Source organism: Acinetobacter portensis, assembly GCF_023158935.1.
In the GTDB taxonomy this organism is placed as follows: Bacteria; Pseudomonadota; Gammaproteobacteria; order Pseudomonadales; family Moraxellaceae; genus Acinetobacter; species Acinetobacter faecalis.
Genome location: NZ_CP096120.1, coordinates 1,790,047 through 1,815,424 on the forward strand (window position 1 = coordinate 1,790,047; position 25,378 = coordinate 1,815,424).

The 25,378-nt window shown below is 37.3% G+C and carries 22 protein-coding genes; 8 read left to right on the top strand and 14 right to left on the bottom strand.

All coding sequences use genetic code 11. From position 1 onward, the window contains the following. Positions 1 to 77: 77 nt before the first annotated feature. The 3 genes from greA to MZO21_RS08995 all read left to right on the top strand — a co-directional run bounded on the left by greA (position 78) and on the right by MZO21_RS08995 (position 2,786). Positions 78 to 554, top strand: a complete 477-nt coding sequence (greA, locus tag MZO21_RS08985; protein WP_154773254.1) for a transcription elongation factor GreA — start codon at positions 78 to 80, stop codon at positions 552 to 554. Positions 555 to 683: 129 nt separating this feature from the next. Next, positions 684 to 2,120 (top strand): cryptochrome/photolyase family protein, encoded by a 1,437-nt coding sequence (locus MZO21_RS08990; RefSeq protein ID WP_154773253.1) that lies wholly within the window; start codon positions 684 to 686, stop codon positions 2,118 to 2,120. A gap of 42 nt (positions 2,121 to 2,162) precedes the next feature. Continuing rightward, positions 2,163 to 2,786, top strand: a complete 624-nt coding sequence (locus tag MZO21_RS08995) for a CatB-related O-acetyltransferase (protein ID WP_154773252.1) — start codon at positions 2,163 to 2,165, stop codon at positions 2,784 to 2,786. On the opposite strand, the gene MZO21_RS09000 is transcribed toward MZO21_RS08995, so the two are convergent. Continuing rightward, positions 2,781 to 3,671 (bottom strand): hypothetical protein, encoded by an 891-nt coding sequence (locus MZO21_RS09000; protein ID WP_154773251.1) that lies wholly within the window; start codon positions 3,669 to 3,671, stop codon positions 2,781 to 2,783. The genes MZO21_RS08995 and MZO21_RS09000 overlap by 6 nt on opposite strands. Positions 3,672 to 3,850: 179 nt before the next feature. On the opposite strand from MZO21_RS09000, the gene MZO21_RS09005 reads away from it, so the two are divergent. The 3 genes from MZO21_RS09005 to MZO21_RS09015 all read left to right on the top strand — a co-directional run bounded on the left by MZO21_RS09005 (position 3,851) and on the right by MZO21_RS09015 (position 5,399). Further along, complete coding sequence (locus MZO21_RS09005; RefSeq protein ID WP_154773250.1) at positions 3,851 to 4,270, top strand: YeeE/YedE family protein; 420 nt, start codon at positions 3,851 to 3,853, stop codon at positions 4,268 to 4,270. Next, complete coding sequence (locus tag MZO21_RS09010; RefSeq protein WP_154773249.1) at positions 4,267 to 4,689, top strand: DUF6691 family protein; 423 nt, start codon at positions 4,267 to 4,269, stop codon at positions 4,687 to 4,689. Before MZO21_RS09005 ends, MZO21_RS09010 begins: the two co-directional genes overlap by 4 nt. Before the next feature lie 269 nt (positions 4,690 to 4,958). Beyond that, entirely contained in the window at positions 4,959 to 5,399 is a 441-nt protein-coding gene (locus MZO21_RS09015) for a universal stress protein (RefSeq protein WP_154773248.1), read from the top strand. 45 nt (positions 5,400 to 5,444) lie between these two features. Here MZO21_RS09015 and MZO21_RS09020 read toward each other — a convergent pair whose 3' ends face one another. The 4 genes from MZO21_RS09020 to MZO21_RS09035 all read right to left on the bottom strand — a co-directional run bounded on the left by MZO21_RS09020 (position 5,445) and on the right by MZO21_RS09035 (position 9,362). Further along, positions 5,445 to 5,753 (bottom strand): MGMT family protein, encoded by a 309-nt coding sequence (locus MZO21_RS09020; protein WP_154773247.1) that lies wholly within the window; start codon positions 5,751 to 5,753, stop codon positions 5,445 to 5,447. Positions 5,754 to 5,759: 6 nt separating this feature from the next. Further along, positions 5,760 to 7,259: a cation:proton antiporter gene (locus MZO21_RS09025; RefSeq protein WP_154773246.1), complete on the bottom strand. Its 1,500-nt coding sequence runs from the start codon at positions 7,257 to 7,259 to the stop codon at positions 5,760 to 5,762. 225 nt (positions 7,260 to 7,484) lie between these two features. Continuing rightward, complete coding sequence (gene ypfJ, locus MZO21_RS09030) at positions 7,485 to 8,390, bottom strand: KPN_02809 family neutral zinc metallopeptidase (RefSeq protein ID WP_154773245.1); 906 nt, start codon at positions 8,388 to 8,390, stop codon at positions 7,485 to 7,487. Between the two features lie 48 nt (positions 8,391 to 8,438). Next, complete coding sequence (locus MZO21_RS09035) at positions 8,439 to 9,362, bottom strand: DUF808 domain-containing protein (RefSeq protein WP_154773244.1); 924 nt, start codon at positions 9,360 to 9,362, stop codon at positions 8,439 to 8,441. 277 nt (positions 9,363 to 9,639) lie between these two features. On the opposite strand from MZO21_RS09035, the gene trpS reads away from it, so the two are divergent. Beyond that, positions 9,640 to 10,653 carry a tryptophan--tRNA ligase gene (gene trpS / locus MZO21_RS09040; protein WP_154773243.1) on the top strand — a complete coding sequence of 338 codons (1,014 nt, stop codon included), beginning with the start codon at positions 9,640 to 9,642 and terminating at the stop codon, positions 10,651 to 10,653. 368 nt (positions 10,654 to 11,021) lie between these two features. Here trpS and sucD read toward each other — a convergent pair whose 3' ends face one another. The 9 genes from sucD to sdhC all read right to left on the bottom strand — a co-directional run bounded on the left by sucD (position 11,022) and on the right by sdhC (position 22,944). Beyond that, a complete protein-coding gene (gene sucD / locus MZO21_RS09045) occupies positions 11,022 to 11,912 on the bottom strand; it encodes a succinate--CoA ligase subunit alpha (RefSeq protein ID WP_154772328.1) in 891 nt (296 codons plus the stop codon). 12 nt (positions 11,913 to 11,924) lie between these two features. After that, on the bottom strand, positions 11,925 to 13,091 hold the full coding sequence (gene sucC, locus MZO21_RS09050; RefSeq protein WP_154772327.1) for an ADP-forming succinate--CoA ligase subunit beta: 1,167 nt from the start codon (positions 13,089 to 13,091) through the stop codon (positions 11,925 to 11,927). Positions 13,092 to 13,260: 169 nt separating this feature from the next. Then, a complete protein-coding gene (lpdA, locus tag MZO21_RS09055; protein ID WP_154772326.1) occupies positions 13,261 to 14,691 on the bottom strand; it encodes a dihydrolipoyl dehydrogenase in 1,431 nt (476 codons plus the stop codon). A 68-nt stretch (positions 14,692 to 14,759) separates the two neighbouring features. Further along, the gene (odhB, locus tag MZO21_RS09060) at positions 14,760 to 15,968 is read right to left on the bottom strand and encodes a 2-oxoglutarate dehydrogenase complex dihydrolipoyllysine-residue succinyltransferase (RefSeq protein ID WP_154772325.1); all 1,209 of its coding nucleotides are present in this window, start codon (positions 15,966 to 15,968) and stop codon (positions 14,760 to 14,762) included. 18 nt (positions 15,969 to 15,986) lie between these two features. Further along, on the bottom strand, positions 15,987 to 18,806 hold the full coding sequence (locus MZO21_RS09065) for a 2-oxoglutarate dehydrogenase E1 component (RefSeq protein ID WP_154772324.1): 2,820 nt from the start codon (positions 18,804 to 18,806) through the stop codon (positions 15,987 to 15,989). Positions 18,807 to 19,544: 738 nt separating this feature from the next. Next, positions 19,545 to 20,255: a succinate dehydrogenase iron-sulfur subunit gene (locus tag MZO21_RS09070; protein WP_154772323.1), complete on the bottom strand. Its 711-nt coding sequence runs from the start codon at positions 20,253 to 20,255 to the stop codon at positions 19,545 to 19,547. A 14-nt stretch (positions 20,256 to 20,269) separates the two neighbouring features. Further along, the gene (locus MZO21_RS09075) at positions 20,270 to 22,168 is read right to left on the bottom strand and encodes an FAD-binding protein (protein WP_154772322.1); all 1,899 of its coding nucleotides are present in this window, start codon (positions 22,166 to 22,168) and stop codon (positions 20,270 to 20,272) included. 12 nt (positions 22,169 to 22,180) lie between these two features. Beyond that, entirely contained in the window at positions 22,181 to 22,546 is a 366-nt protein-coding gene (sdhD, locus tag MZO21_RS09080; RefSeq protein ID WP_154772337.1) for a succinate dehydrogenase, hydrophobic membrane anchor protein, read from the bottom strand. Next, positions 22,546 to 22,944 carry a succinate dehydrogenase, cytochrome b556 subunit gene (gene sdhC / locus MZO21_RS09085; protein WP_154772321.1) on the bottom strand — a complete coding sequence of 133 codons (399 nt, stop codon included), beginning with the start codon at positions 22,942 to 22,944 and terminating at the stop codon, positions 22,546 to 22,548. The genes sdhD and sdhC overlap by 1 nt, the downstream gene beginning before the upstream one ends. A 1,010-nt stretch (positions 22,945 to 23,954) precedes the next feature. On the opposite strand from sdhC, the gene gltA reads away from it, so the two are divergent. Then, positions 23,955 to 25,229 carry a citrate synthase gene (gene gltA / locus MZO21_RS09090; RefSeq protein WP_154772320.1) on the top strand — a complete coding sequence of 425 codons (1,275 nt, stop codon included), beginning with the start codon at positions 23,955 to 23,957 and terminating at the stop codon, positions 25,227 to 25,229. The last annotated feature ends 149 nt before the right edge of the window (positions 25,230 to 25,378 follow it).

Here is a 25,378-nt window from a genome sequence, read left to right on the forward strand (position 1 = left end):
TTGGTGGCGGGATTTTTTTCATTTGTAGATCAATGTTTTTATTGATCTAATTTTTCTTACGAACTTGAGGGACAACAATGCAACGTTATCCTATGACTCCTGAAGGCAAAATTGCCCTAGAGAAAGAATTACAGCAACTTAAAAGTGTTGATCGTCCACGTATTATTGCAGCAATTGCTGAAGCACGTGAACATGGGGATTTAAAAGAAAATGCTGAATATCACGCTGCCCGTGAACAGCAAGGTTTCTGTGAAGGTCGTATTCAAGACATCGAAGGCAAATTAGGTGCAGCTCAAGAAATTGACGTAAAAACACTTGAGCAAAATGGCCGTGTTGTTTTTGGTGTGACTGTAACTATTGAAAACTTAGATACTGAAGAGCAAAAAACTTACAAAATTGTAGGCGATGATGAAGCTGACTTCAAAATTAATAAGATTTCTGTGAACTCACCAATTGCTCGTGGTCTTTTAGGTAAAAATGAAGGCGACGACGTAAAAATTGCAACTCCACAAGGTGAAGTTGAATACGAAATTGTAAAAGTTGAATATCTTTAATTTATAAAGCATTCATCTTAAAGCCCCTCTTTTGAGGGGTTTTTTATTATTTTTTCTAGAAAGTTCACGGAAAAATCACAAGAAATGTATATGATTTAAGACCTAATATTTCAAATTTTAAAATTAAATATGCAACTTATTTGGTTTAAACAAGATTTACGCATTCATGATCATGCTGCACTGTGGCAAGCGCATCAGGCAGGCTCATGTATTGCCCTTGTTGTTTTATCTCCAGAACAATGGAAACTGCATAACGATGCCGATATTAAAATTGATTTTTACCTTAGACAGTTACAACAATTAAAAATTGCACTTCAGCAAAAAAATATTCCTCTTATTATTTTAACTATTCCATTATGGAAAGACATTCCAAATAAACTATTAAGCTTATGCCAACATCATAATATTCAAGCTATTCATGCCAATATTGAGTTAGGTGTCAATGAACTTAAACGTGATGCTCAAATTCAAAATCTATTAGAAAAAAATAATATTCGTTTTGAGTTATATCATGACCGAACTATTTCCCCTGTTGGAAGCATTCGTAATAAAAGTGAATTGCCCTATCAAGTGTTTGGGGCATTTAAAAAGCAATGCTACGAAAAACTCAGCATAAGTTTGCCACAGTGCTATCCCACTATTGAGGTTCAAAATGCAATTCCACAGCACAAAGACTTTGCAAAAGAAGTTCCAATATTTAGTGATATTTACCCAGATTCAGAAGAAAAAGTAATCAGCGAAAATACACAAAATCTTTGGCAAATTGGTGAGCATCATGCTTGGGAGCTTTTAGATGAGTTTATTGCAAACCAAGTTGAGCATTATCATACAGAACGAGATTTCCCGAATTTAAATAGCACAAGCAAACTTGCAGCTTATTTAAATATTGGCATTCTTTCTATTCGCCAATGTTTACAAGCTTTGTTTCGCCACAGTCACGGCTATATGGAATTTGAAAACAATGGACAACAAATTTGGTTAGATGAATTACTTTGGCGTGAGTTTTATCAGCATATTTTATTCGACTACCCTCGCGTATCGAAAAACTTACCATTTAAATTAGACACTCAACGCATTGTATGGCGCAATGCTCCTGAAGATTTACACGCTTGGCAACAGGGTCAAACAGGCATTCCAATTGTAGATGCAGGCATGCGACAACTGCTTGCCACAGGTTGGATGCATAATCGTGTTCGTATGATTTGCGCGATGTTTTTAAGTAAAAATTTACTTATAGATTGGCGCTTAGGCGAGGCGTGGTTTATGCAGCATTTAATTGATGGTGATTTGGCTGCCAATAATGGTGGATGGCAGTGGTGTGCATCTACAGGAACAGATGCTGCACCGTATTTCCGTATTTTCAACCCTGTAAGTCAGTCGCAAAAGTTTGACGAAAATGGAGATTATATTCGTTTATGGATACCTGAAATTTCACATTTAGATGCGAAACAAATTCATGAACCTTATGCGAAAAATCCACAACTAAAATTGGATTATCCAAAGCCGATTGTAGATTTAAAAAGCAGTCGTATGCGTGCAATTGAAGCCTTTAAGCATTTGAGTTAACTTCGGCTATAATGGCGTTACGCTTGTTCTTTGATTGCTCTTATGGCTGAATCTTTAATTAATTCCCCTGTTAAGCATTGGTGTGAATTCGAATTTATTTCTAAAACTGTGAAAAACCCGAATATTCACATTAAGGGAAACTATTCTTATTATTCTGCTTATTGGGATCGGGGTTTTGAGCGTTGTGTTGTGCGTTATTTGCATGACAAGCCTTCTACGCCTGAGAAGCCAATTGATCAGCTTTATATTGGCAATTTCGTGTGTTTTGGGGCGGAATGCGTGATTATGATGGGCGGTAATCAGTTACACCGTACAGATTGGATTTCGGCTTTTCCCTTTGATACGCGTAGTTTTGTACCTGCGGGTGACACTGTTATTGGCGATGGTTGTTGGATTGGTTCTCGTGCCATGATTATGCAAGGTGTGAAACTTGGTGAAGGTGCTGTAGTTGCGACTGGTGCTGTAGTCACGAAGGATGTGCCTCCTTATGCCGTTGTAGGTGGCGTACCTGCGAAAGTTATTAAGTACCGTTTTCCTGAGGAAGATATAGAAAAACTGCTTTCTCTAAAGTTGTATGATTTAGATGAAAAGCAGTTTTTAAAGATACGTGAGCAATTGCAAACGGATGATGTATCGGCTCTAATTCAATATATTGAGAAGTTATGATCTACTCAAGATATATTGTTCATATCCATTTAAAAAAGCTTGTCTTTGTGGACAATCACTCAGCATTGCTAATTGTATTGCCATATATAATGACCAATTAATTTCCTCTACCTTAGCTTCTTCAAACTTAGCTTCTTTGAAAACAATATGTCTAAAGTCACGTAACCTTATAATTTCTTTGTTCACAATTTCTGAAGCCAACTCTTCTTGAAAATACTTTTGACGTTTATTACCATTCATTTTCAAATTAGGCAGAGAATTAATAATTGCTTCAAAAGCAACCCACATTAAAATAAAACGTTCATCTGGAAATCTTTGTTGAAAAGCTTTATCTAATAAAATTAAAGCATCAACTGGTAATTCACGTAATTGACAATATTCTATACTCTCATACAAATTTAAATCTTGAATATCAAATTTAGAAGCATAACCTAGCTCCGAATGATGACCCGCTACATCATAATTTTTTGAATCAAAATTACTTACTTGCATCAATTCACGAGCTATAGGGATTCCAAATATAATTCTTAAGCTATTAATTATATAAAGTGTCTTATCCTGACATTCTTGATTTTTTACTTCACCTTCTAACCCAATAGTTAGTTTTAAATTATTACTATTCTTTGGAACGGTGATTCCATAATTAGTACTAAAGCATTGACCATCTTCACTATAATGAGTTCTAAATTTCATCCTCTCTATTGAATCATCTTGTGGTCTAACAATACTAATATCAAAATACTTAAAATTATTAACTTTTAAAAAGTCTCGAACTCTAGGTAAATCAGAATGCATAATTGAAGAACTCCATATAGATTCTTCAAAATACGTAATTCCCTCAGCTCCCCACTCACTTATTAACTTCTTTCGAGTATCAACTATCATCTTTTTTATTCACTCATATAAAAACTTTAAGACCAATATACTTAAAAATTTCAAAGTAATAGGGACTTTTATCTAACAATATTAAAGAAAATCCACATCTATCAAGTTGAGTTTTTAGTTCCCTATTACCACAAGCAATTTCATATAATAAGCCATCATATTTTTAAAAGACTATGTTCATGCATGAATATATCATTTCATTTTTAGGTGGAACACTACTAGGCATATCTGCCGTGGGCTACTTATACGTGCATGGACGCATAGCAGGCATTAGCGGTTTACTCGCACAATCACTCAACATCAAAAACTTTATAAACTCCCCTGCATTTTGGTTCTTAACAGGCTTAATTGTTGTTCCATTTATCTATGCACTTTTCACACAACCTGAAATCAATATACAAGCATCACCATTCAGCATGATTATTGCAGGCTTACTTGTAGGCTTTGGCACACGTTTAGGCTCAGGCTGTACAAGCGGACATGGCATTTGCGGTATAAGTCGATTATCTCCACGCTCATTAATTGCGACTGTTAGCTTTATGCTTGCAGGCTTTGTAACCGTATATATAGCGCGCCATTTATTAGGAGCGAATGCATGAAAAACCTTCTCGCTTTTATATTTGGTGGCATTTTTTCGCTTGGTTTAATGATTTCAGGCATGGCAAATCCACAAAAGGTTTTAGACTTTTTAGATTTATTTGGACAGTGGGATGCAAGCCTTGCCTTTGTGATGATGGGCGCAATATACGTTGCGTTTATTCCATTTCAAAAAGCAATAAAACAAAACTCACCCAAAACAGTATTTAAAGAAGCTATTCAACTTCCACAAAATACACAAATAGATCGCTCACTTATTTTAGGTAGCATAATTTTTGGTATTGGTTGGGGAGTTGCAGGAATATGCCCTGCACCAAGCTTAACTTTAATTGGTTTAGGTCATTATGAAGGGCTGTATTTTATTATTTCCATGATTTTAGGCTTTTATATACATAAACTCATTTTTCAAAAGAATAGCTAAAACAAATTTTACATGGATGAAAATGCCAATTCATACATTGGCATTTTCATTAATCTAAGACTAAAGAATATATAGATGTTTACATTTTAATCTTTTTTGCCATTGTTCAATTCCTATAAATATTCATTAATAAATACATAAAGTTAGCTTTATATTCCAAGTGTTTTGGTGGGTTTTATTCTTTTATAAATCAATATATTATGAAGTTATAAAGAAGTATTCTTAACGTTTTAAGTAATTCAATTGTTTTAAAAATAAGGAGTAATAAAATGTCATTTAATAATATTTTAGTCCCTGTAGATGGTTCAGAAACATCTTATGCTGCAATTGAAAAAGCGGCAGATTTAGCAAAAGCATTTAATAGTAAAGTAACTGTTGTGCAAGTACTTACTTTAGACCCTTATATTGCTGCTGAATACATTACTGCATCTCATACAAACGAACTTATTGAGCGTGCGCGCACATCTTTACTTAAAACTTTAGATGAAGCGAAAGCTAAATTCGCTGAATACGGCGTAACCGTTGAAACTCAACTGTTAGAAGGTCAAGTCATTCAACGTGAAATCGTAAAAGCAGCTGAAGCAGCTAAAGCAGACATCATTGTGATTGGTTCGCATGGTCGTACAGGTTTCAAAAAATTAGTACTTGGTAGCGTTGCACAAAGCATTCTTGCTGAAGGCGAAGTTCCTGTACTTATTGTTCGTAAATAAGTCACTTCCCAATAAAAAAAGCTTCTTTTAAGAAGCTTTTTTTATTTATAGAATCCATTGAAATAGCTTCAAATTCACCTTGCCATTAAGCACCACAACCCCTTCTGATTGTAGTTTTAAAATTTGAATATTTTCACCAAGACCATCTTCTTTGCTTAGGCTAATTTTCCCTTGAGAATTAATCACTCTATGCCAGGGTACAGCTGTATCATCCGCCATATTTTTTAAAGCAAAACCCACGTGTCGTGCATGTTTAGGCAAACCTGCAAGCTTTGCAATTTGCCCATAGGTTGCGACTTTTCCTTTTGGAATTAACTGAATAATTCCATAAAATTCACGTATATAATCTTGCATTATAGTTTAGAAATTCTCTGGACTTTCAAGGCGCTTAACTTCTTGTAATTTATCTGGATGATGAAGCTTCGCGACACCATCATCTGTTTTCTGATCGACAATACTGTCTGGCTTATACACGCTAATAATTTCATTACCATGCTCGTCTTCTTCCACAACATATTGAAAACCTTTCTTATTCATTTTGTGGCACATACGCTGATACCAACCTTTGAATCCTGTTTTCTCTTCATTCGGGTTGTAATAAAAAGCATTCATTACCGCAGGCAAACCTAAACCACAAACCAAACCTGACAACAACACAGAAATAAATGTGTAGCCAATTAAAATACTACTATATTCACTTAATTGTGGAATATTAGCGACCGCCAAAATTAACGCAAGCGAAATACCACCACGCACCCCACCCCAAGATAAAATGACCAAACTACCGTTATAACTTTTATGTTTTAAACTTGGAAATAATGCAAATGATAAAAAATTCGCTGCAAAACGTGAAGCATGAAGAATAATAAAGGCAACAATACCACCCAAAATTAAACTTACACTTAAATCTAGAATGAAAAGTTCTAAGCCAATTAAGGTAAATAAGAACGAATTAATAATGCCTTCAACTGTATGCCAAAAATGGTTTACTTCACGAATTTCTCTATCTTGTAGAATCTCTTTCCATTTATTACCAACAATTAAACCACCAATAACACATGCAATTGGTGCAGATGCATGTGCAAACAAAGCGACTAAATATGAACCACAAGCCAGTAACGCAGTTGTTAAAATTAAAGACTCCATTTCATGCTTACCACGGAGTAAGCGTAAAATTCCTAAACCAAATGCCCAACCAATAATCACAGCAACAACAATTTCATAAAGTAGTGTTTCAAGTACACCCACAATTGTGAAATTTTCGCCTTGTAATACATTCAATAAAGTCATAAACAATGCAATACACATTGCATCGTTAAACAAAGACTCACCTTCAAGCTTCACCATAAGATGGTGCGGCGCACGAACAGAGCTTAAAACACCTTTAATTCCAATTGGGTCTGTTGCACCTAAAGCTGCACCAAGCAGTAAAAGCACCAATAAATTGACATGGTTACCCACTAAAATTTGATAACCATAAAGTAAAACGCCAACAAATACGGCACATAAAACTAAGGCAATACTGGCAAGAATACTAATAGGTTTCCAATAACTTCTTAAATCTGAAACCTTAAATTTCAAGGCAGATGACGTCAAAATAAAGCAGATTACGCCATTAATTAAAAAGTCATAAAAATCGATATGTCGAACAGCATTTTCAATGTTGTGAATATTAATAGTGATAAATTCATTACCACTCAATAAACTTGCACCCCATTGTAAAATAAAGACAAAAATTGCAGATACTAAGGGAACGCCTATCGCTTGAGGAAAACCTAAAACACGTTTGTTAAAGATTGTCGTTGCGATTGAAAGTGCAAAAATAACCGTAAAAATCTGGAGAAAAAAATAATTACCCATCAGTATTCCATATATTGCAACAGTACGTGCCCTTAATATTTCTATATTAAATAGAAAGTCTTTCAGGATTTATTATTTTAATAGTGTAATATTTTTTTCTAATTGCTTTTTCATTTGTTAAAGTTTTTTAACATAAATTTTTACATTTAGAATTTTTATACTTTATAAACAAAAAAAGGGAGCGAACTCCCTTTTATACATTTCTTTTAATCAAATCTTTAACCTTTAAATATTTTGATTAAACGTATCGCAATCGTTCATGTTTCCGCTTTTTAAACCCGTTTGAAACCACTTCATACGCTGTGCACTTGTGCCATGTGTAAAGCTATCTGGAACAACTTGCCCTGTTGCACTTTTCTGTAAATAATCATCGCCAATTTTATGCGCAGCATCCATAGCTTCTTCAATATCGCCCTGCTCTAAAAATTGAGTACGTTGTTGATTATGATGTGCCCAAATACCAGACAAACAATCTGCTTGTAATTCTTGTCGCACAGAAAGCTCATTTCCCTGAACTTTTGTCGCTTGTGAACGTGCTTTATGAACTTGTTCTGAAATACCCAATAAAGTTTGAATATGGTGCCCTACTTCATGTGCAACCACATAAGCCTGTGCAAAATCACCTGCTTGATCCTTCCGTGATAACTCAGTTTGGTTTTGCTCACCCGTAATACCCATTTGTGACTTCATATCTTTAAAAAAAGAAGTATCTATATAAACTTTTCGATCACTTGGGCAATAAAATGGTCCCATTGCTGACTGAGCTGTACCACATCCAGATTTTACAACGCCATTGAACATCACAAGTTTTGGTGGCTGATATTCTGCATTAAGCTGATCACGAAACACTTGAGTCCAAGTATCTTCTGTATCTGCCAAAACAGTTCCAACAAATTCCATTGCTTCTTGCTGATCTGGCGTTGGATTACTTAAGCCACTTGTTTCGGCAGGTTGAACTTGCGCTGTAACTTGTTTAGTCGCCTGATATGCTTGTTGAGGATCTACACCAAAAAACTTCCATGCAACAAAGGCTACAACTAAGCCAAGAATACTTATTCCGCCTGCTTTACCTGCACCGCCACCACGACGATCTTCAATATTATTACTTACCCGACGACCTTTCCAGCGCATAGTCTTATCCTTTTTTATATATGCTTTATTTTAGCGTTCTCTATTTCATTATGCTTGTTTTGCTTTTGAAAAAACTTTTTGTCCTAATGCAATAATCACTAATACAATTAATCCTGCAATAAAGCCTGTCACTAAATTAATCATGGTTGGTGTAACGGCACCCACAATATTTCCAACACTTGGAATAAGCTCCATATAATCTACGGCATCTTCAGTCCAATGGTGAAATAGTGGAATTGCATGATTAATTATTCCTCCACCCACTAAGAACATTGCAATAGTCCCTACAATAGTCAGTGTTTTCATCAGCTTTGGTGCAAAAGCAAGTAAAGCTCTACCCATACTTTGCTTTAGTGATGATGCTTGCTCTACCAAATACAAACCTAAATCATCAATTTTGACAATCATTGCGACCAAACCATAAACGCCTACTGTCATTCCTATTGCAATAACAGCCAATACACTCAATTTAGTCATAAAAGTGGCAGCAGCTACCGTGCCCAATGAAATCACCACAATTTCCGCAGATAAAATAAAATCAGTTCGAATTGCACCTTTAATTTTATCTTTTTCATACGCTGTTATATCAACATCTTCCAAAGACTTATTTTCAAGATGATTCTTTGAACCTGATTTCTTCTTATGTAAAGAGTGTAAAACCTTTTCCACACCTTCATAACACAAAAATAATCCACCAATCATAAGTAACGGATTAATAAGCCAAGGTGCAAATACGCTAATTAATAATGCAAGTGGAACTAAAATCAGCTTATTTACAAATGAACCTTTTGCAACAGCCCAAACTACAGGAAGCTCTCGGTCTGCTTTTACTCCACTCACCTGCTGTGCATTTAAAGCTAAGTCGTCGCCCAAAACACCTGCGGTTTTTTTCGCCGCCATTTTACTCATAACAGCAACATCGTCAAGTACAGTGGCAATATCATCTAATAGTAATAATAAACTGCTCGCCATTTTTTCTTATCCTATGCGTTTTCTATATTCTATATTTAATAACTACGTTAAAAAAAGAAAAATCTATTTATATAAACAAAGAAACTAAATAAAAGTTCCACCTTAAGTCATGTTCCAATTTAAAAATAAGTTCTAGTGATATTCATTAATATGTAAAAAATCTCCCTATTTTTCCACTTCACTATTTAATCTTGCTGACAATAAAAAATAAATTACCGTACAATAACTGCATTCTTTGTATATTTAAGTAGCGCTGGCTACTGTTCTGGAATTCATAATGAGTAATCAAGATAATCGTCCAGTGATTTTGACTGGCGACCGCCCTACTGGCCAACTTCACTTAGGTCACTTTGTAGGTTCTTTACGTTCACGCGTAGGTTTACAAGATTCGCATCATCAACATCTTTTATTGGCTGATGCTCAAGCATTTACAGATAATGCAGATAACTTTGAAAAAGTTCGTCGCAATATTATTGAAGTAGCAACAGACTATTTGGCTGTAGGCATTGACCCGACTAAAACAACAATTTGTGTTCAATCAAGCTTGCCTGCTTTAAATGAACTCACAATGTTGTATTTAAACTTTGTGACGGTATCGCGTTTAGAACGTAATCCAACAATTAAATCTGAAATTCAGATGCGTGGCTTCGAGCGTGATATTCCAGCAGGTTTCTTATGCTATCCAGTCGCTCAAGCGGCTGACATCACAGCATTTAAAGCAACAGTTGTTCCTGTTGGTGAAGACCAAATTCCAATGATTGAACAAACCAATGAAATTGTTCGTCGTTTAAACCGTCAAATTGGTCATGATTTACTTCCAGAATGCCAAGCATTACTTTCAAATGTAGGTCGTTTACCCGGCTTTGATGGTAAAGCAAAAATGTCTAAATCTTTAGGCAATACCATTGTGTTAGATGCGTCAGATAAAGACATTAAGAAAGCGGTTAATGCAATGTACACAGATCCAAATCACTTACGTGTTGAAGATCCAGGTCAAGTAGAAGGTAATGTTGTATTTACTTACTTAGATGCTTTCGATCCAAACAAAGAAGAAGTTGAAGAACTTAAAGCACATTATCGTCGTGGTGGTTTAGGCGATGGTACTGTGAAAAAACGTTTGGAAGGTGTTCTTAAAGAATTAATTACACCAATTCGTGAACGTCGTATGGAGCTTGCGAAAGATCCTGACTACATCATGGATATTTTAAAATCTGGTACAGACAAATGCCGTGACATTACACAACAAACTCTAGATGAAGTTAAATCTGGTTTAGGTGTTTTCCACTTTTAATATCTAAGCAATTTTTGAACAAAAAAGCTCATATTTGAGCTTTTTTGATTTTTATACATAAAGCGTGATGTAGTCACCTAAAATAACATTAATTACAAGGCTTAACACCAGCCACACAATAGAGTAAAAGACCTAATCTATTTTCTACATTATTATTCTCTTATCGAAATTAATCATATATTTAATTTCAATAGTTACCCCCGAACCTGTGAAAACAGATTCGATTTTCTGCGCAATGTGTACCCCAACCATTGCGTATTTTTTTGTCTAAAATTTAGTGAATATCCATCAATATAATTATTTATGTATTAATAGCAGAAAAATGACTGTAAAAAAGCCCTCAATTGAGGGCTTTTTTACAATTTAAATTAAACTAAACCTTTATCTTTCAGCACTTGATACATTGTAGAACCAAGCTCTGCTGGACTACGTGTATAAGCCATACCTGCTTTTTCAAATGCTGCAAATTTTTCTTCAGCAGTACCTTTACCACCAGAAATAATTGCACCAGCATGCCCCATACGCTTGCCTTTAGGCGCTGTTACACCTGCAATATAACCAACAACAGGTTTGGTCACATTGGACTTAATGTATTCAGCAGCTTCTTCTTCGGCAGAACCACCAATTTCACCAATCATAATAATGGCTTCAGTTTGTGGATCTTCTTGGAATAATTTCAAGCAATCAATTTGGTTCATACCTGGAATTGGGTCACCACCAATACCAATACATGTAGATTGACCTAAACCAAGCTTCGTCGTTTGAGCAACAGCTTCATACGTCAAAGTACCTGAACGTGAAATAATGCCAATTTTACCAGGTTGATGAATATGACCCGGCATAATGCCAATCTTACATTCGCCTGGAGTAATAATACCCGGACAGTTTGGACCAATTAAACGCGTGTTATTGCCATAAGTTTCTATATAGCGTTTTGCTTTTAACATATCAATTGTTGGCACGCCTTCGGTGATTACAACAATTAATTCCACGCCTGAATCTACAGCTTCAATAATTGAATCTAAAACAAATGGAGCAGGTACATAAATTACTGTTGCATCGGCAGATGTTTCACGTACAGCATCTTTCATTGTGTTGAAAACAGGAAGGTCTAAATGAACAGAAGCACCTTTTCCTGGTGTTACACCACCTACTACTTTTGTGCCATAGTCTAAAGCTTGAGCTGAATGGAAAGTACCATTTTTACCAGTAAAGCCTTGTACCAATACCTTTGTGTCTTTATTAATTAATACGCTCATGATTGATACTCCTTAAGCTTTCACTGCAGCAACGATTTTTTCTGCAGCATCGGCTAGGCCATTTGCAGAAATTAGTTTTAATCTTGATTCATCAAGTATTTTTGCACCAAGTTCAGCATTGTTACCTTCAAGGCGAACAACAACTGGAACAGATACATTTACTTCTTGAACCGCTGCAATAATTGCCTCAGCAATCATGTCACAACGCACAATACCACCAAAGATGTTAATTAAAACACCTTGAACAGAGCTATCTGCAAGAATAATTTTGAATGCTTCAATTACACGATCTTTCGTTGCACCACCACCAACATCTAGGAAGTTTGCAGGTTGACCACCATATAATTTAATGATGTCCATGGTTGCCATAGCAAGACCAGCACCATTCACCATACAACCAATATTACCCTCTAGGGCAACATAGTTAAGCTCGAATTCAGATGCTTTAAGTTCACGTTCATTTTCTTGCGATGTATCACGTAAAGCTAAAACTTCAGGTAAACGATAAAGTGCATTTGAATCGATACCTACTTTGGCATCTACACATAAAATATCGCCATTTTCACGAACAGAAAGCGGGTTAATTTCAAACAATGCAAAATCATTTTCAATAAATGCTTGATAAGCTGCTGTCATAATTTTTACAAATTGATTAATTTGCTTATCTTTTAAATTTAGTGCAAAAGCCACTTCACGTGCTTGGAATGGCAACAATCCAACTAAAGGATCTACTTCTACTTTAATAATTTTTTCTGGTGTTTCTTCTGCAACTTTCTCAATTTCAACACCACCCTCGGTTGATGCCATGAAAGTCACACGACGGCTTGAACGATCAACTACAGCACCAAGATATAATTCACGCTCAACAGGATATACATCTTCTGCAACAAGTACGCTATTTACAGGTTGACCATCTGCATCTGTTTGATAAGTAACAAGCCGTGTACCAATAATACTGTAAGCATAATCACGAGCTTCTTGTGCAGATTTAACAACCTTAACACCACCTGCTTTACCACGTCCGCCTGCATGTACTTGAGCTTTCATTACGGCAAACTTACCACCGAGTTTCTCAAATGCTTGAACCGCTTCTTCTGCATTCGTTGCAATAATGCCTTCTTGAACAGGCATTCCATATTTTTTTAATAGAGCTTTTGCTTGATACTCATGTAGATTCATTTAATTATTTACCTTTTACTACTTTTCACGTTTTTATGGTCACTAATACTTATACTGCTATGCAGTAAGCATTAGCATTTATCAAAATTTATTTTTATATTTTTAGATGATTGTTCAAGTTAAAACAACCACCAAATGTAAAGAGAGCGGCCGAAGCCGCTCTTTTTATTTATTTACGTTTACGCTGAATCGCATGAATGGCACGACCATCAACCGCTAAAGCAGCTTCATGAACTACTTCAGAGAATGTCGGGTGACCAAACGTCATCAATTGAAGATCTTCAACAGATGAAACAAATTCAAGTGCGATCATACCTTGGTGAACGATATCAGACGCAGCAGGTCCAATTACGTGCATACCAAGTAAACGGTCAGTTTTTGCATCAGCAACAAACTTAACGAAACCAGCACCTTCACCAGCAGCTAAAGCGCGACCATTTACAGCAAAACCGAATTGACCAGTTTTAACTTCATGACCTTTTTCTTTCGCTTGCTCTTCTGTTAAGCCTACCCACGCCGCTTCAGGGTGTGTGTAAATTACAGAAATAATTGTGTCGTAGTTAACTTGAGCAGCATGGCCGTGAATACGTTCAACAGCCATTACGCCTTCTTCCATTGCTTTATGAGCAAGCATTGGACCACGTACTAAGTCACCGATTGCATATACGCCTTCAACAGAAGTAGCACACCAATCGTTCACTTCAACTAAACCACGTTCAGTTAATTTAATACCACAATCATCCGCCAATAAACCTTCAGCATAAGCACGACGGCCTACACATACGATTAACTTGTCGAATACTTGAGTTTTGTCTTCACCACCTTGCGTGTACTTAACAGTTACTTCAGAACCGTTAACTTCTGTACCAGCAACTTTAGCGCCAACACGAATATCTAAACCTTGCTTAGTTAAAAGCTTTTGGTAGTCTTTTGCCAAAGCTTTATCAGCCATTGGTAAGAATGCATCCATTGCTTCAAATACAACAACTTCTGCACCAAGACGACGCCAAACTGAACCAAGTTCAAGACCAATAACACCAGCACCAATAACACCTAAACGCTTAGGCACTTCTTGGAATTCTAACGCACCAGTAGAATCAACAATAATGTCTTGATCTACAGGAGCTACTGGAATATTTACAGGTACAGAACCAGTCGCAAGAATTACGTATTTAGGCTCTAAAATTTGAGTTTCACCTTCGTGAGATACAAACTCAACTTTTTTACCAGCAAGTAATTTACCAGTACCTTTTAACCACTCAATACCGTTACCTTTTAATAACTGATCGATACCGCCAGTTAATTGGTCAACGATTTTGTCTTTACGCGCTAAAAGTTTAGCAAGATCGAACTTAACTTCACCAGTCGTAATACCATGATCATCTAAATGATGAACTGTATCTTCATAACGATGAGAAGAGTCAAGTAAAGCTTTAGAAGGGATACAACCTACGTTTAAGCAAGTACCACCTAAAGAAGGTTTACCTTTATGAATACGCTTTTCGATACACGCAACTTTAAAACCAAGTTGAGCTGCACGAATTGCTGCTTCGTAGCCACCTGGGCCACCACCGATTACAACTAAATCGAATTGAGACATTTGTATCTCCAAGAACGAGTTCAAAGGATCGCCCTGAACTCGTTTTGATTATTCTTAAGAACTATAAATTATAGATCAAGGATAAGACGTGCTGGCTCTTCTAACAATTCTTTGATTGCTACAAGGAAACCTACAGCTTCTTTACCATCGATTAAACGGTGGTCATAAGAAAGTGCCAAGTACATCATTGGCAAGATTTCTACTTGACCATTTACTGCCATAGGACGATCTTGGATTTTATGCATACCCAAAATAGCAGTTTGTGGTGTGTTCAAAATTGGAGTAGATAATAATGAACCGAAAGTACCACCATTAGTAATAGTGAAAGTACCGCCAGTCATATCTTCAATACCCAATTTACCATCACGTGCTTTCGCAGCGTAAGCACGGATACCGTTTTCAACTTCAGCATAGTTCATGCGATCTGTATCACGTAATACAGGAACTACTAAACCACGCTCAGAAGAAACAGCTACACCAATGTCATAGAAACCGTGATAAACAATATCTTCGCCATCAATTGAAGCATTTACAGCTGGGTAGCGTTTAAGTGCTTCAGTTGCAGCTTTAACAAAGAATGACATGAAGCCAAGACGTGCACCGTGACGCTTTTCAAAAGCATCTTTATATTGAGCACGCATTTCCATGATTGGTTTCATGTTAACTTCGTTAAAAGTCGTTAACATTGCAGTTTCTTGAGTTGCAGCAAGAAGACGTTCAGCAACACGCTTACGAAGACGAGTCATAGGAACACGTTTTTCGATACGCTCACCAACAGCAACACTTAAAGGTGCAGCAGCAGGTTTAGTTTGATGATTTGCAACATCTTCTTTAGTGATGCGACCACCACGACCAGAACCAGCAACATCAGAAGCAGCAATACCAGATTCTGTTAATGCTTTACGAACTGCAGGAGCTTGATCTGTAACAGCTTGAGCACGCTCAACAACAGGTGCAGCACCTGCTTGAGTTTGAGATGCAGCAACTTCTACTTTCTCTTCAGATTGAACTGCTTGAGTTTGAGCAGCGCCAGAAACAGCACCTTCTTCAAACTGAGCAATCACTTCATTTGAAAGAACAGTATCGCCTTCGCCTTTGATGATAGATGCAATTGTGCCATCAGCAGGAGCTACAACTTCTAAAACAACTTTATCTGTTTCAATATCACAGATTACTTCGTCACGTGATACTGCTTCACCTGGTTGTTTGTGCCAAGTTGCGATAGTTCCATCCGCAACTGATTCTGGGAATACAGGTGCTTTAATTTCGGTTGCCATGATTTTAGAATCTCCTGATTATTCTACGATCGCTAAAGCATCATTTACGAGCTGAGCTTGTTGTTTTGCATGTAAATATGGTGAACCACACGCTGGTGCAGCAGATGCTTCACGGCCCGCATAGCTAATACGTACTTGTTTACCAGCATTCATTACATCGTCATATAAACGAGGAGCAATGAACAACCAAGCACCTTGGTTTTTAGGCTCTTCTTGAGCCCAAACAAGTTCTTTCACATTTGGATATTGTGCTAGAACTTCAGCAAGACGTGCTTCTGGGTATGGATATAACTGTTCAATACGAACGATAGCTGTATTGTTCAATTCTTTTTCACGACGTTTTTCAACTAAGTCGTAGTAAACCTTACCACCACAAAGTACTAAACGAGTTACGTCTGCTTTGTTGATGTTGTCGATTTCATCAATCACAGTTTGGAATGAACCATTTGCAAGTTCTTCTAAAGTAGAAGTTGCTAACTTGTGACGAAGTAATGACTTAGGTGAAGTCACGATCAACGGTTTACGAATTGGACGAAGTGCTTGACGACGTAAAGCATGATAAATCTGTGCTGGTGTAGTCGGTGTAATCACTTGCATGTTGTCTTCTGCACAAAGCTGTAAGAAACGCTCTAAACGTGCTGAAGAATGCTCAGGACCCTGACCTTCAAAACCATGTGGAAGAAGCATTGTTAAACCACATGCACGTTCCCACTTCGTTTCACCAGAAGAAATGAATTGGTCGATAACCATTTGTGCACAGTTAGCGAAGTCACCAAACTGAGCTTCCCAAATGATCAAACTCTTAGGAAGAGTTGTTGCATAACCATATTCAAATGCAAGTACAGCCATTTCTGACAATAATGAGTCATAAATAGCAGTACGTGGCTGGTTTTCTTTTAAATTACAAAGTGGGATGTAAGTAGAACCATCTACTTGGTTATGCAATTTTGCATGACGGTGTGAGAACGTACCACGACCAACATCTTCACCTGTTAAACGAAGCAAGAAACCTTCATCTAAAATAGATGCATAAGCTAAAGTTTCAGCAGCACCCCAGTTTAGAGGCATTTCGCCTGTTTGCATTTTCAAACGATCATCAATCACTTTTGATACTTGGCGTTGCATTACGAAGCCCTCTGGAAGCTCACGCATTTTTGTACCAAGTTCTTTTAAGCGCTCGATCGGGAAAGTTGTATCCCAAACGTCTGTATAGTCATGACCTACATATGGAGACCAATCTACAAACATTTTTGTATTTGGTTCTAATACCAATGCATTCGCAACATGACGACCTGCTTCAAGATCAGCACGATAATCTTCAATCATTTGATCAGCAGTTTCACGATCTAATACTTTCTCTTGAACCAATTGATCAGCATACAAAGTACGAGTCGTCGTTTTTTTGTTGATCACTTGATACATCATTGGCTGAGTTGCAGCTGGCTCATCCGCTTCGTTATGACCACGACGACGGTAGCAGAACATATCAATCACAACATCTTTACGGAATGTATGACGGAAATCATGTGCCAATTGAGTTACAAAAATCACAGCTTCAGGATCATCACCATTTACATGGAAGATCGGCGCTTGGATCATTTTTGCAATATCAGTACAGTATTCTGTAGAACGCGCATCACGTGGATCTGAAGTTGTGAAGCCCACTTGGTTGTTTACAACAATGTGAACTGTACCACCTACTGTGAAACCACGAGTTTGTGACATTTGGAACGTTTCTTGGTTTACGCCTTGACCAGCAAATGCAGCATCACCATGAACGATAATTGGAAGTACATCATCACCACCAATATCTTTACGACGCACTTGACGAGCTCGTACAGAACCTTCAACTACAGGTCCAACGATTTCTAAGTGTGATGGGTTAAACGCTAATGCTAAGTGAACTTCGCCACCTGGAGTCATTACGTTAGATGAGAAACCTTGATGGTACTTAACGTCACCAGAACCTTTCTTATGAAGAGATTTACCTTCGAACTCACCAAATAGGTCAGCTGGGTTTTTACCCATGATGTTAACAAGAAGGTTTAAACGACCACGGTGTGGCATACCAATAACAACTTCTTTACAACCTACAGCACCTGCACGTTGAATAAGTTCGTTTACCATTGGAATGAAAGACTCACCGCCTTCTACACCAAAGCGTTTAGCGCCAACATATTTATTACCTAAATATTTTTCTAAACCTTCAGCAGCAGTTAAGCGTTCTAAAACGTGCTTTTTCTGATCCGCATTAAGTCCGAATTGCCCACGTGCACTTTCAAGACGTTGTTGAATCCAACGCTTCTCTTTGGTGTCCACAATGTGCATATATTCAACACCAATTGATCCGCAATAGATTTTTTCCATTGCATCAACAATTTCACCTAGAGTAGCTTCAGTCTTGCCAATCTCTAAGTTACCTGTATTGAATACTGTATCTAAATCAGATTTAGTTAAACCATGAGCGCCTAATTCTAAGTCATAAGCATCTTCACGTTTAGCCAAACCTAATGGATCCAACTTCGCTTTTTGATGACCACGGTTACGGTACGCAGCAATAAGTTGTAACACGCCAATTTGACGCTGACCATGTTCAGAACTCACTGTACTTTGCACAACAGACTGAATACGATTTGAGTTACGACCTAATAATAGAAATTGCTCGCGCACATTACTATGTGGTTGATCACCTTTTGGAAATTTATCGAAGTATTTACGCCAATCTTCTCCAACTGAATCTGGAGCCGTTAAATACTGCTCATAAATTTCTTCAATATACGCTGCACTATCAGCGGAAAGTTCAGTGTCTAGACGCGAAGCGTCAACAACTTCTTGCATTTTTGGACCCATTTCCTATTGCAAAAATATTTACAGGTTGCTTTTGACAGCAAAACCCATGATTTGTAATGTCAAATTGGCGACACTACATTACTCCCCTTTAGGCGTAACCTTTGAGGCGTTATCACTACATTAGATAACTCTAATGTAAACAATGAATCATAACGCCCTCAGCGGCATCATCACTCACATATACTCGGCGATACCGAGCAATTTTCTGCAAACTGACTTAGAAAAAATAACTTTTTAAGTTTGTTTTTCTAAAGCAATTATATTTATTAACGATTAATCACCCTATTTTGATTAAATTTCACACATAAAATATGCATTTTTTTCAAATATAGTGATGTGAGTTATTTTAACACGAACTTTCAACTTGAATTGATTTTTTTGACATATACCTTTCATAAATTGGCTAAATACAATACATATAATCCACCCTAATATATGGGGTTTTACATTTTGCAAATCAAGCTCTAAATTATTAAATTTTGATAATAAATTTTATTCGTATTTCTCAATAAAAATCGCCCTCAAACCCCTTCATATTAACATTTCAAATTTTAACTTTCAGTACAACTGTAAATTTCACTTTAATTTATAACTAAATAGATCACTTACTACCTTCCTTTAATTAGGAGTAAATTACTATAAGATCACCAAAACTTTTGTATCATTTTATTACTTATATATTAAAAAAAAGCACACCCGAAAGTGTGCTTTTTTTTAGTGCTAAAATTAGCCAGCTTGATCAAACATCATGCTACGGATATGACCAATAGCTTTTGTAGGATTCAAACCTTTAGGACAAACAGATACGCAGTTCATAATACCTTTACAACGGAATAGAGAGAATGGGTCGTCAAGACGAGCCAAACGCTCTTGTGTACCTGTATCACGCGAATCAATAATGAAACGGTATGCATTTAACAATGCAGATGGACCTAAGAATTTATCAGGGTTCCACCAGAATGATGGGCATGAAGTTGAACAACATGCACATAAAATACATTCATACAAACCATCTAAGTGTTCACGCTCTTCTGGAGATTGTAAACGCTCTTTAGGTGGCGCAGGTTGATTATTGATTAGGAATGGATGAATTTTGTTGTACTGTTCGTAGAACTGATTCATATCCACAACTAAATCTTTAACCACTGGCAAACCAGGTAAAGGACGAACTGTAATCACTTCTGGTAAATCGTTTAGGTTCCAAAGACACGCTAAACCATTTTTACCATTAATGTTCACACCATCAGAACCACAAATACCTTCACGGCACGAGCGACGGAATGTTAATGTTTCGTCCTGTACTTTTAGCGCAAGAAGAGCATCAAGCAACATACGATGCTTATCAGTCAACTCGAGCTTAAAAGTTTGCATGTACGGTGCTGCATCCTTATCAGGATCGTAGCGGTAGATATTAAATGTACGAGTACCTCTACTCATCTCAACTCTCCTAATTAGAATGTACGTGGTTTAGGTGGAATAGCCTGAACCGACAATGGACGGTAACGAACTGGCTTATACTCAAGACGGTTATCGCTAGAGAACCATAAAGTATGCTTCATCCATTCATCATCACGACGGCCGTACGGATAATCTGCATGATCAGGTGGTAATTCGAAATCTACCACCGTATGCGCACCACGACACTCTTTACGAGCAGCAGCAGAAATCAAGGTCGCTTTAGCAACTTCATAAATATTTTCAACTTCTAGAGCTTCAATACGTGCAGTGTTGAATACTTTAGATTTGTCTTTCAAATGAATATTACGTACGCGTGGCTCGATTGCAAGAATCTCTTTTACGCCTTTTTCAAGCAACTCAGTTGTACGGAATACACCTGCGTGGTCTTGAACAATGTCACGAATCGCATCAGCAACGTCTTGAGCATTTTCACCTGAAGTCGATTCATCCAATGCACGAATACGTGCAACAGTTTGCTCAAGTACAGTCGTAGGAAGTGGCTCGTACTCATCACCGTGATGCTTAGTCACATAATCGATAATGTGTTGACCAGCAGCTTTACCAAATACAACTAAGTCAAGAAGTGAGTTGGTACCTAGGCGGTTTGCACCATGTACAGATACACATGAACATTCACCGATTGCATAGAAACCTTTCACTGGTTTAGTGAAGTCACGGTCTTCTGCATTAGTAGAATAAACGTCATTTTCTTTATCGTAATGCGCTTTAAATGGAGTTGTCTCAACACTTTCAGGCACAACCACTTGACCGTGAATATTCGTAGGAATACCACCCATTTGATAATGGATTGTTGGTACAACTGGAATCGGCTCTTTAGTGATATCAACGTTCGCGAACTTCTTACCAATCTCAAATACAGATGGAAGACGCTTCATGATTGTTTCAGCACCCAAGTGCGTCATATCAAGCAAGATGTAGTCTTTCTTAGGACCACAACCACGACCTTCTTTAATTTCTTGGTCCATAGAACGTGATACAAAGTCACGTGGCGCCAAGTCCTTAAGTGTCGGAGCATAACGCTCCATGAACGGCTCGCCTGAATCGTTACGAAGGATTGCGCCTTCACCACGACAACCTTCAGTTAACAATACGCCTGCGCCCGCAACACCCGTTGGGTGGAATTGCCAGAATTCCATATCTTGTAATGGAATACCTGCACGAGCAGCCATACCAAGACCGTCACCAGTGTTGATATATGCGTTTGTAGATGCACGGTAAACACGACCAGCACCACCAGTAGCAAATAAAGTCGCTTTTGCTTGGAATACTGCAATTTTACCAGTTTCTTGGTCAATTGCTGTTACACCAAGTACATCGCCTGCTTCGTTACGGATTAAATCTAATGCGATCCATTCAACGAAGAATTGAGTACCCATTTTCACGTTGCTTTGATAAAGCGTGTGAAGAAGTGCGTGACCTGTACGGTCGGCAGCAGCACAAGCACGTGGAACCGCTTTTTCACCGTAGTTTGCAGAATGACCACCAAACGGACGTTGGTAAATTGTACCGTCTGCGTTACGGTCAAATGGCATACCTAGGTGTTCAAGTTCATAAACAACTTGAGGCGCTTCACGAGTCATAAACTCGATTGCGTCTTGGTCACCTAACCAGTCAGAACCTTTTACTGTATCGTAAAAGTGGTAGTGCCAATTATCTTCTTGCATGTTACCAAGAGATGCACCAATACCACCTTGAGCAGCTACAGTGTGTGAACGTGTTGGGAATACTTTAGTAAGTACCGCAACTTTCAAACCAGCTTGAGCAAGTTGGTAAGAAGCACGCATACCTGAACCACCACCACCAACGATGACTGCATCGAAAGTTTCGTGTGGAATATTTGTGTAATCTTCTTTAGGGTTTATAGCGCCCATGATTGTTTCCTATCAATTCGCCCAAAAAATCTGGATTGCCCAGATTGCGTATGCCAATACAGCAATAATTACTGCTGAAGTTAGTACAATACGCAAACCATTTGCAGAAGGACCCATTTGACGAGTCGTCACGTAATCCGTGAAAACCTGCCACATACCGATCCATGCATGTGCAACAAGAGATAAGACTGACAATAAAGATAAAATCTTCATTGGTGTTGTCATCATAAAACCGTACCACTGTTCAAAGTTGAATCCGCCATTACACAGAATCCAACCTAATACCACTACGGTATAAACAGCTAATACAACAGCACTTACGCGTTGGATAAACCAATCACGAGAACCTGAACCCGTAAAACCTGTAGCACTTTTCATTAGAGTACGATCCATACAAATGCTGCAACAATACCAATTGCAGACAAGATTAATGAAATAGTAGCTGCAACACGACCACTTTGCAGTTCTTCTGCAATGCCTTGATCAGCAAGTAAATGCTTGATACCAGCAATAAAGTGGAAAATTAAGCCAGCTACAAATACCCATACGATGAAACGCACAATAAAGCTATCAAAAACAGCTTGAACTTGTGCAAAACCTTCTGGAGAAGACAAAGATTTGTCTAAGATCCATAAAAGTACCGGAACGAGTAAAAATACGATGACACCTGAAAGACGGTGTAAAATTGATGCAATAGCCACAGGGGATTTTAAGTTTACTTCTAAAACTTGACCCATGGACAAATTGACAGGTCTGTTGCTTTTCACAGCGGGCATCCTGTAAGTAAAAACTCCATCCGGAGTTTGTTGGAATTAGTTCGAAGGAAAGCTGGCATAGATAGGCAAGCTTTTGCCTAAATTAAAAACGACACTGAATTATAAAACGTCAAGTTTCAAATTACAAACGGCTCTCAAGCCCATTTCAAGCAAATATCTATAAATAAGAATCATTAACAAAATATCAAATAGTATAAAATTCACCTATTTGAATATCAAAAAACACCCAAAGCCTGCATTTACCTAGGTTTACAGCTAAAAAAACGACTTTTTCAGTATTTTTATTACATACTTAGCCCAACCATAACTACGACTAAAGATGAATGTAATTGGAATGAGATTGGTTTTTCCCATAAGGTACAGCAAAATTTTAATCAACCCATTATTTTTAAATTAAATATTGCAAAGCTATTGAGCAAAATTATCAAATATCCTGAATATTAATAACAACTTAATTATTCAAATTAAACCTAACACCTATTTCCGCGATATTTTACGTATAAAATGACTCATATTTTTGGTTATTTTTTAATCTACGTGTGTTTTTCAATCAACCCAAACATCTATTTTTCAACCAATCAGTACATTAAAAAAGGATGTTTATATCATTTTATTTATAGTGATCTATCTAATGTTTTAGATTAAAAATTTAATGTAAGTTACGAAAATTATAATCTTTTACGCGATTTAGCCATTTACTTATATACAAAGCCACATGAATTAAACCCGTATAATTCCTTACAATTAAATTAAATCAGCTTATTTTTTTCTGCATTTCTCTTTAGATTTGACATATTATATTGCCCCGATACTGTGATTATATTATGTTTTTTATTAAGTTGGCTTTTTGACGAAACAATGATTTGTCAGCCTCTTTTTAGCCCTAAGTATAATTGACAAATTTTCAGTAGCTACTAATCTTGTAGCAATTTTCGATCCGTTTGATTCATGTATTAAAAGATGAACTTTTAGAATCAGACTAACATTCACCAGGACAGGAGATCTATTGAATGTCTGAAGCAACTGGCAAAAAAGCTGTTTTACAACTTGATGGCAAAGAAATTGAACTACCAATTTACAGCGGTACATTGGGCCCAGATGTAATCGACGTTAAAGATGTATTGGCCGCAGGTCACTTTACTTTTGATCCTGGTTTTATGGCTACTGCTTCTTGTGAGTCTAAAATCACATTCATCGATGGTAACAAAGGTATTCTTTTACACCGTGGTTACCCAATCGACCAGTTAGCTACTAAAGCTGATTACTTAGAAACTTGCTATTTATTATTAAATGGCGAGCTTCCAACTGCTGCACAAAAAGAAGAATTTGACGCTAAAGTTCGTAACCACACTATGGTTCACGATCAAGTTAGCCGCTTCTACAACGGTTTCCGTCGTGATGCTCACCCAATGGCTATAATGGTTGGTGTTGTTGGTGCGCTTTCTGCGTTCTATCACAACAACTTAGACATCGAAGATGTTAACCACCGTGAAATCACAGCAATTCGTTTAATTGCTAAGATTCCTACATTGGCAGCTTGGAGCTACAAGTACACTGTTGGTCAACCATTCGTTTACCCACGTAATGACTTAAGCTACGCTGAAAACTTCTTGTACATGATGTTTGCTACTCCTGCAGATCGTGATTACAAAGTTAACCCTATTCTTGCTAAAGCAATGGATCGTATTTTCACGCTTCATGCTGACCACGAACAAAACGCATCTACTTCTACAGTACGTTTAGCTGGTTCTACTGGCGCTAACCCTTATGCATGTATCGCTGCTGGTATCTCTGCACTTTGGGGACCTGCTCATGGTGGCGCGAACGAAGCTGTTCTTAAGATGCTTGATGAAATCGGCTCTGTAGAAAACGTTGCTGGCTTCATGGAAAAAGTGAAAACTAAAGAAGTTAAACTTATGGGCTTCGGTCACCGAGTTTACAAAAACTTCGATCCACGTGCGAAAGTAATGAAAGAGACTTGCGACGAAGTGTTAAGCGCACTTGGTATCAACGATCCACAATTAGCTTTAGCTATGGAACTTGAACGTATCGCTCTTTCTGACGAATACTTCATCAAACGTAACCTATACCCTAACGTAGACTTCTACTCAGGTATCATCCTTAAAGCGATTGGTATCCCAACAGAAATGTTTACTGTAATTTTCGCTCTTGCACGTACTGTTGGCTGGATCAGCCACTGGTTAGAAATGCACAGCGGTCCTTACAAAATCGGTCGTCCTCGTCAGCTTTACACTGGCGAAGTTCAACGCGATATCGTTCGTTAATTCGAACTCCGTTGAAAAAACCACCCTTTTGGGTGGTTTTTTTATACTAAAATTAATTCATTCTTTTTATTAATACTATTTATTCCAAAGTCAAATAGATTCTTTAGATTGAAACATAAACGCAATAATCTGTATTAATTACACATCAT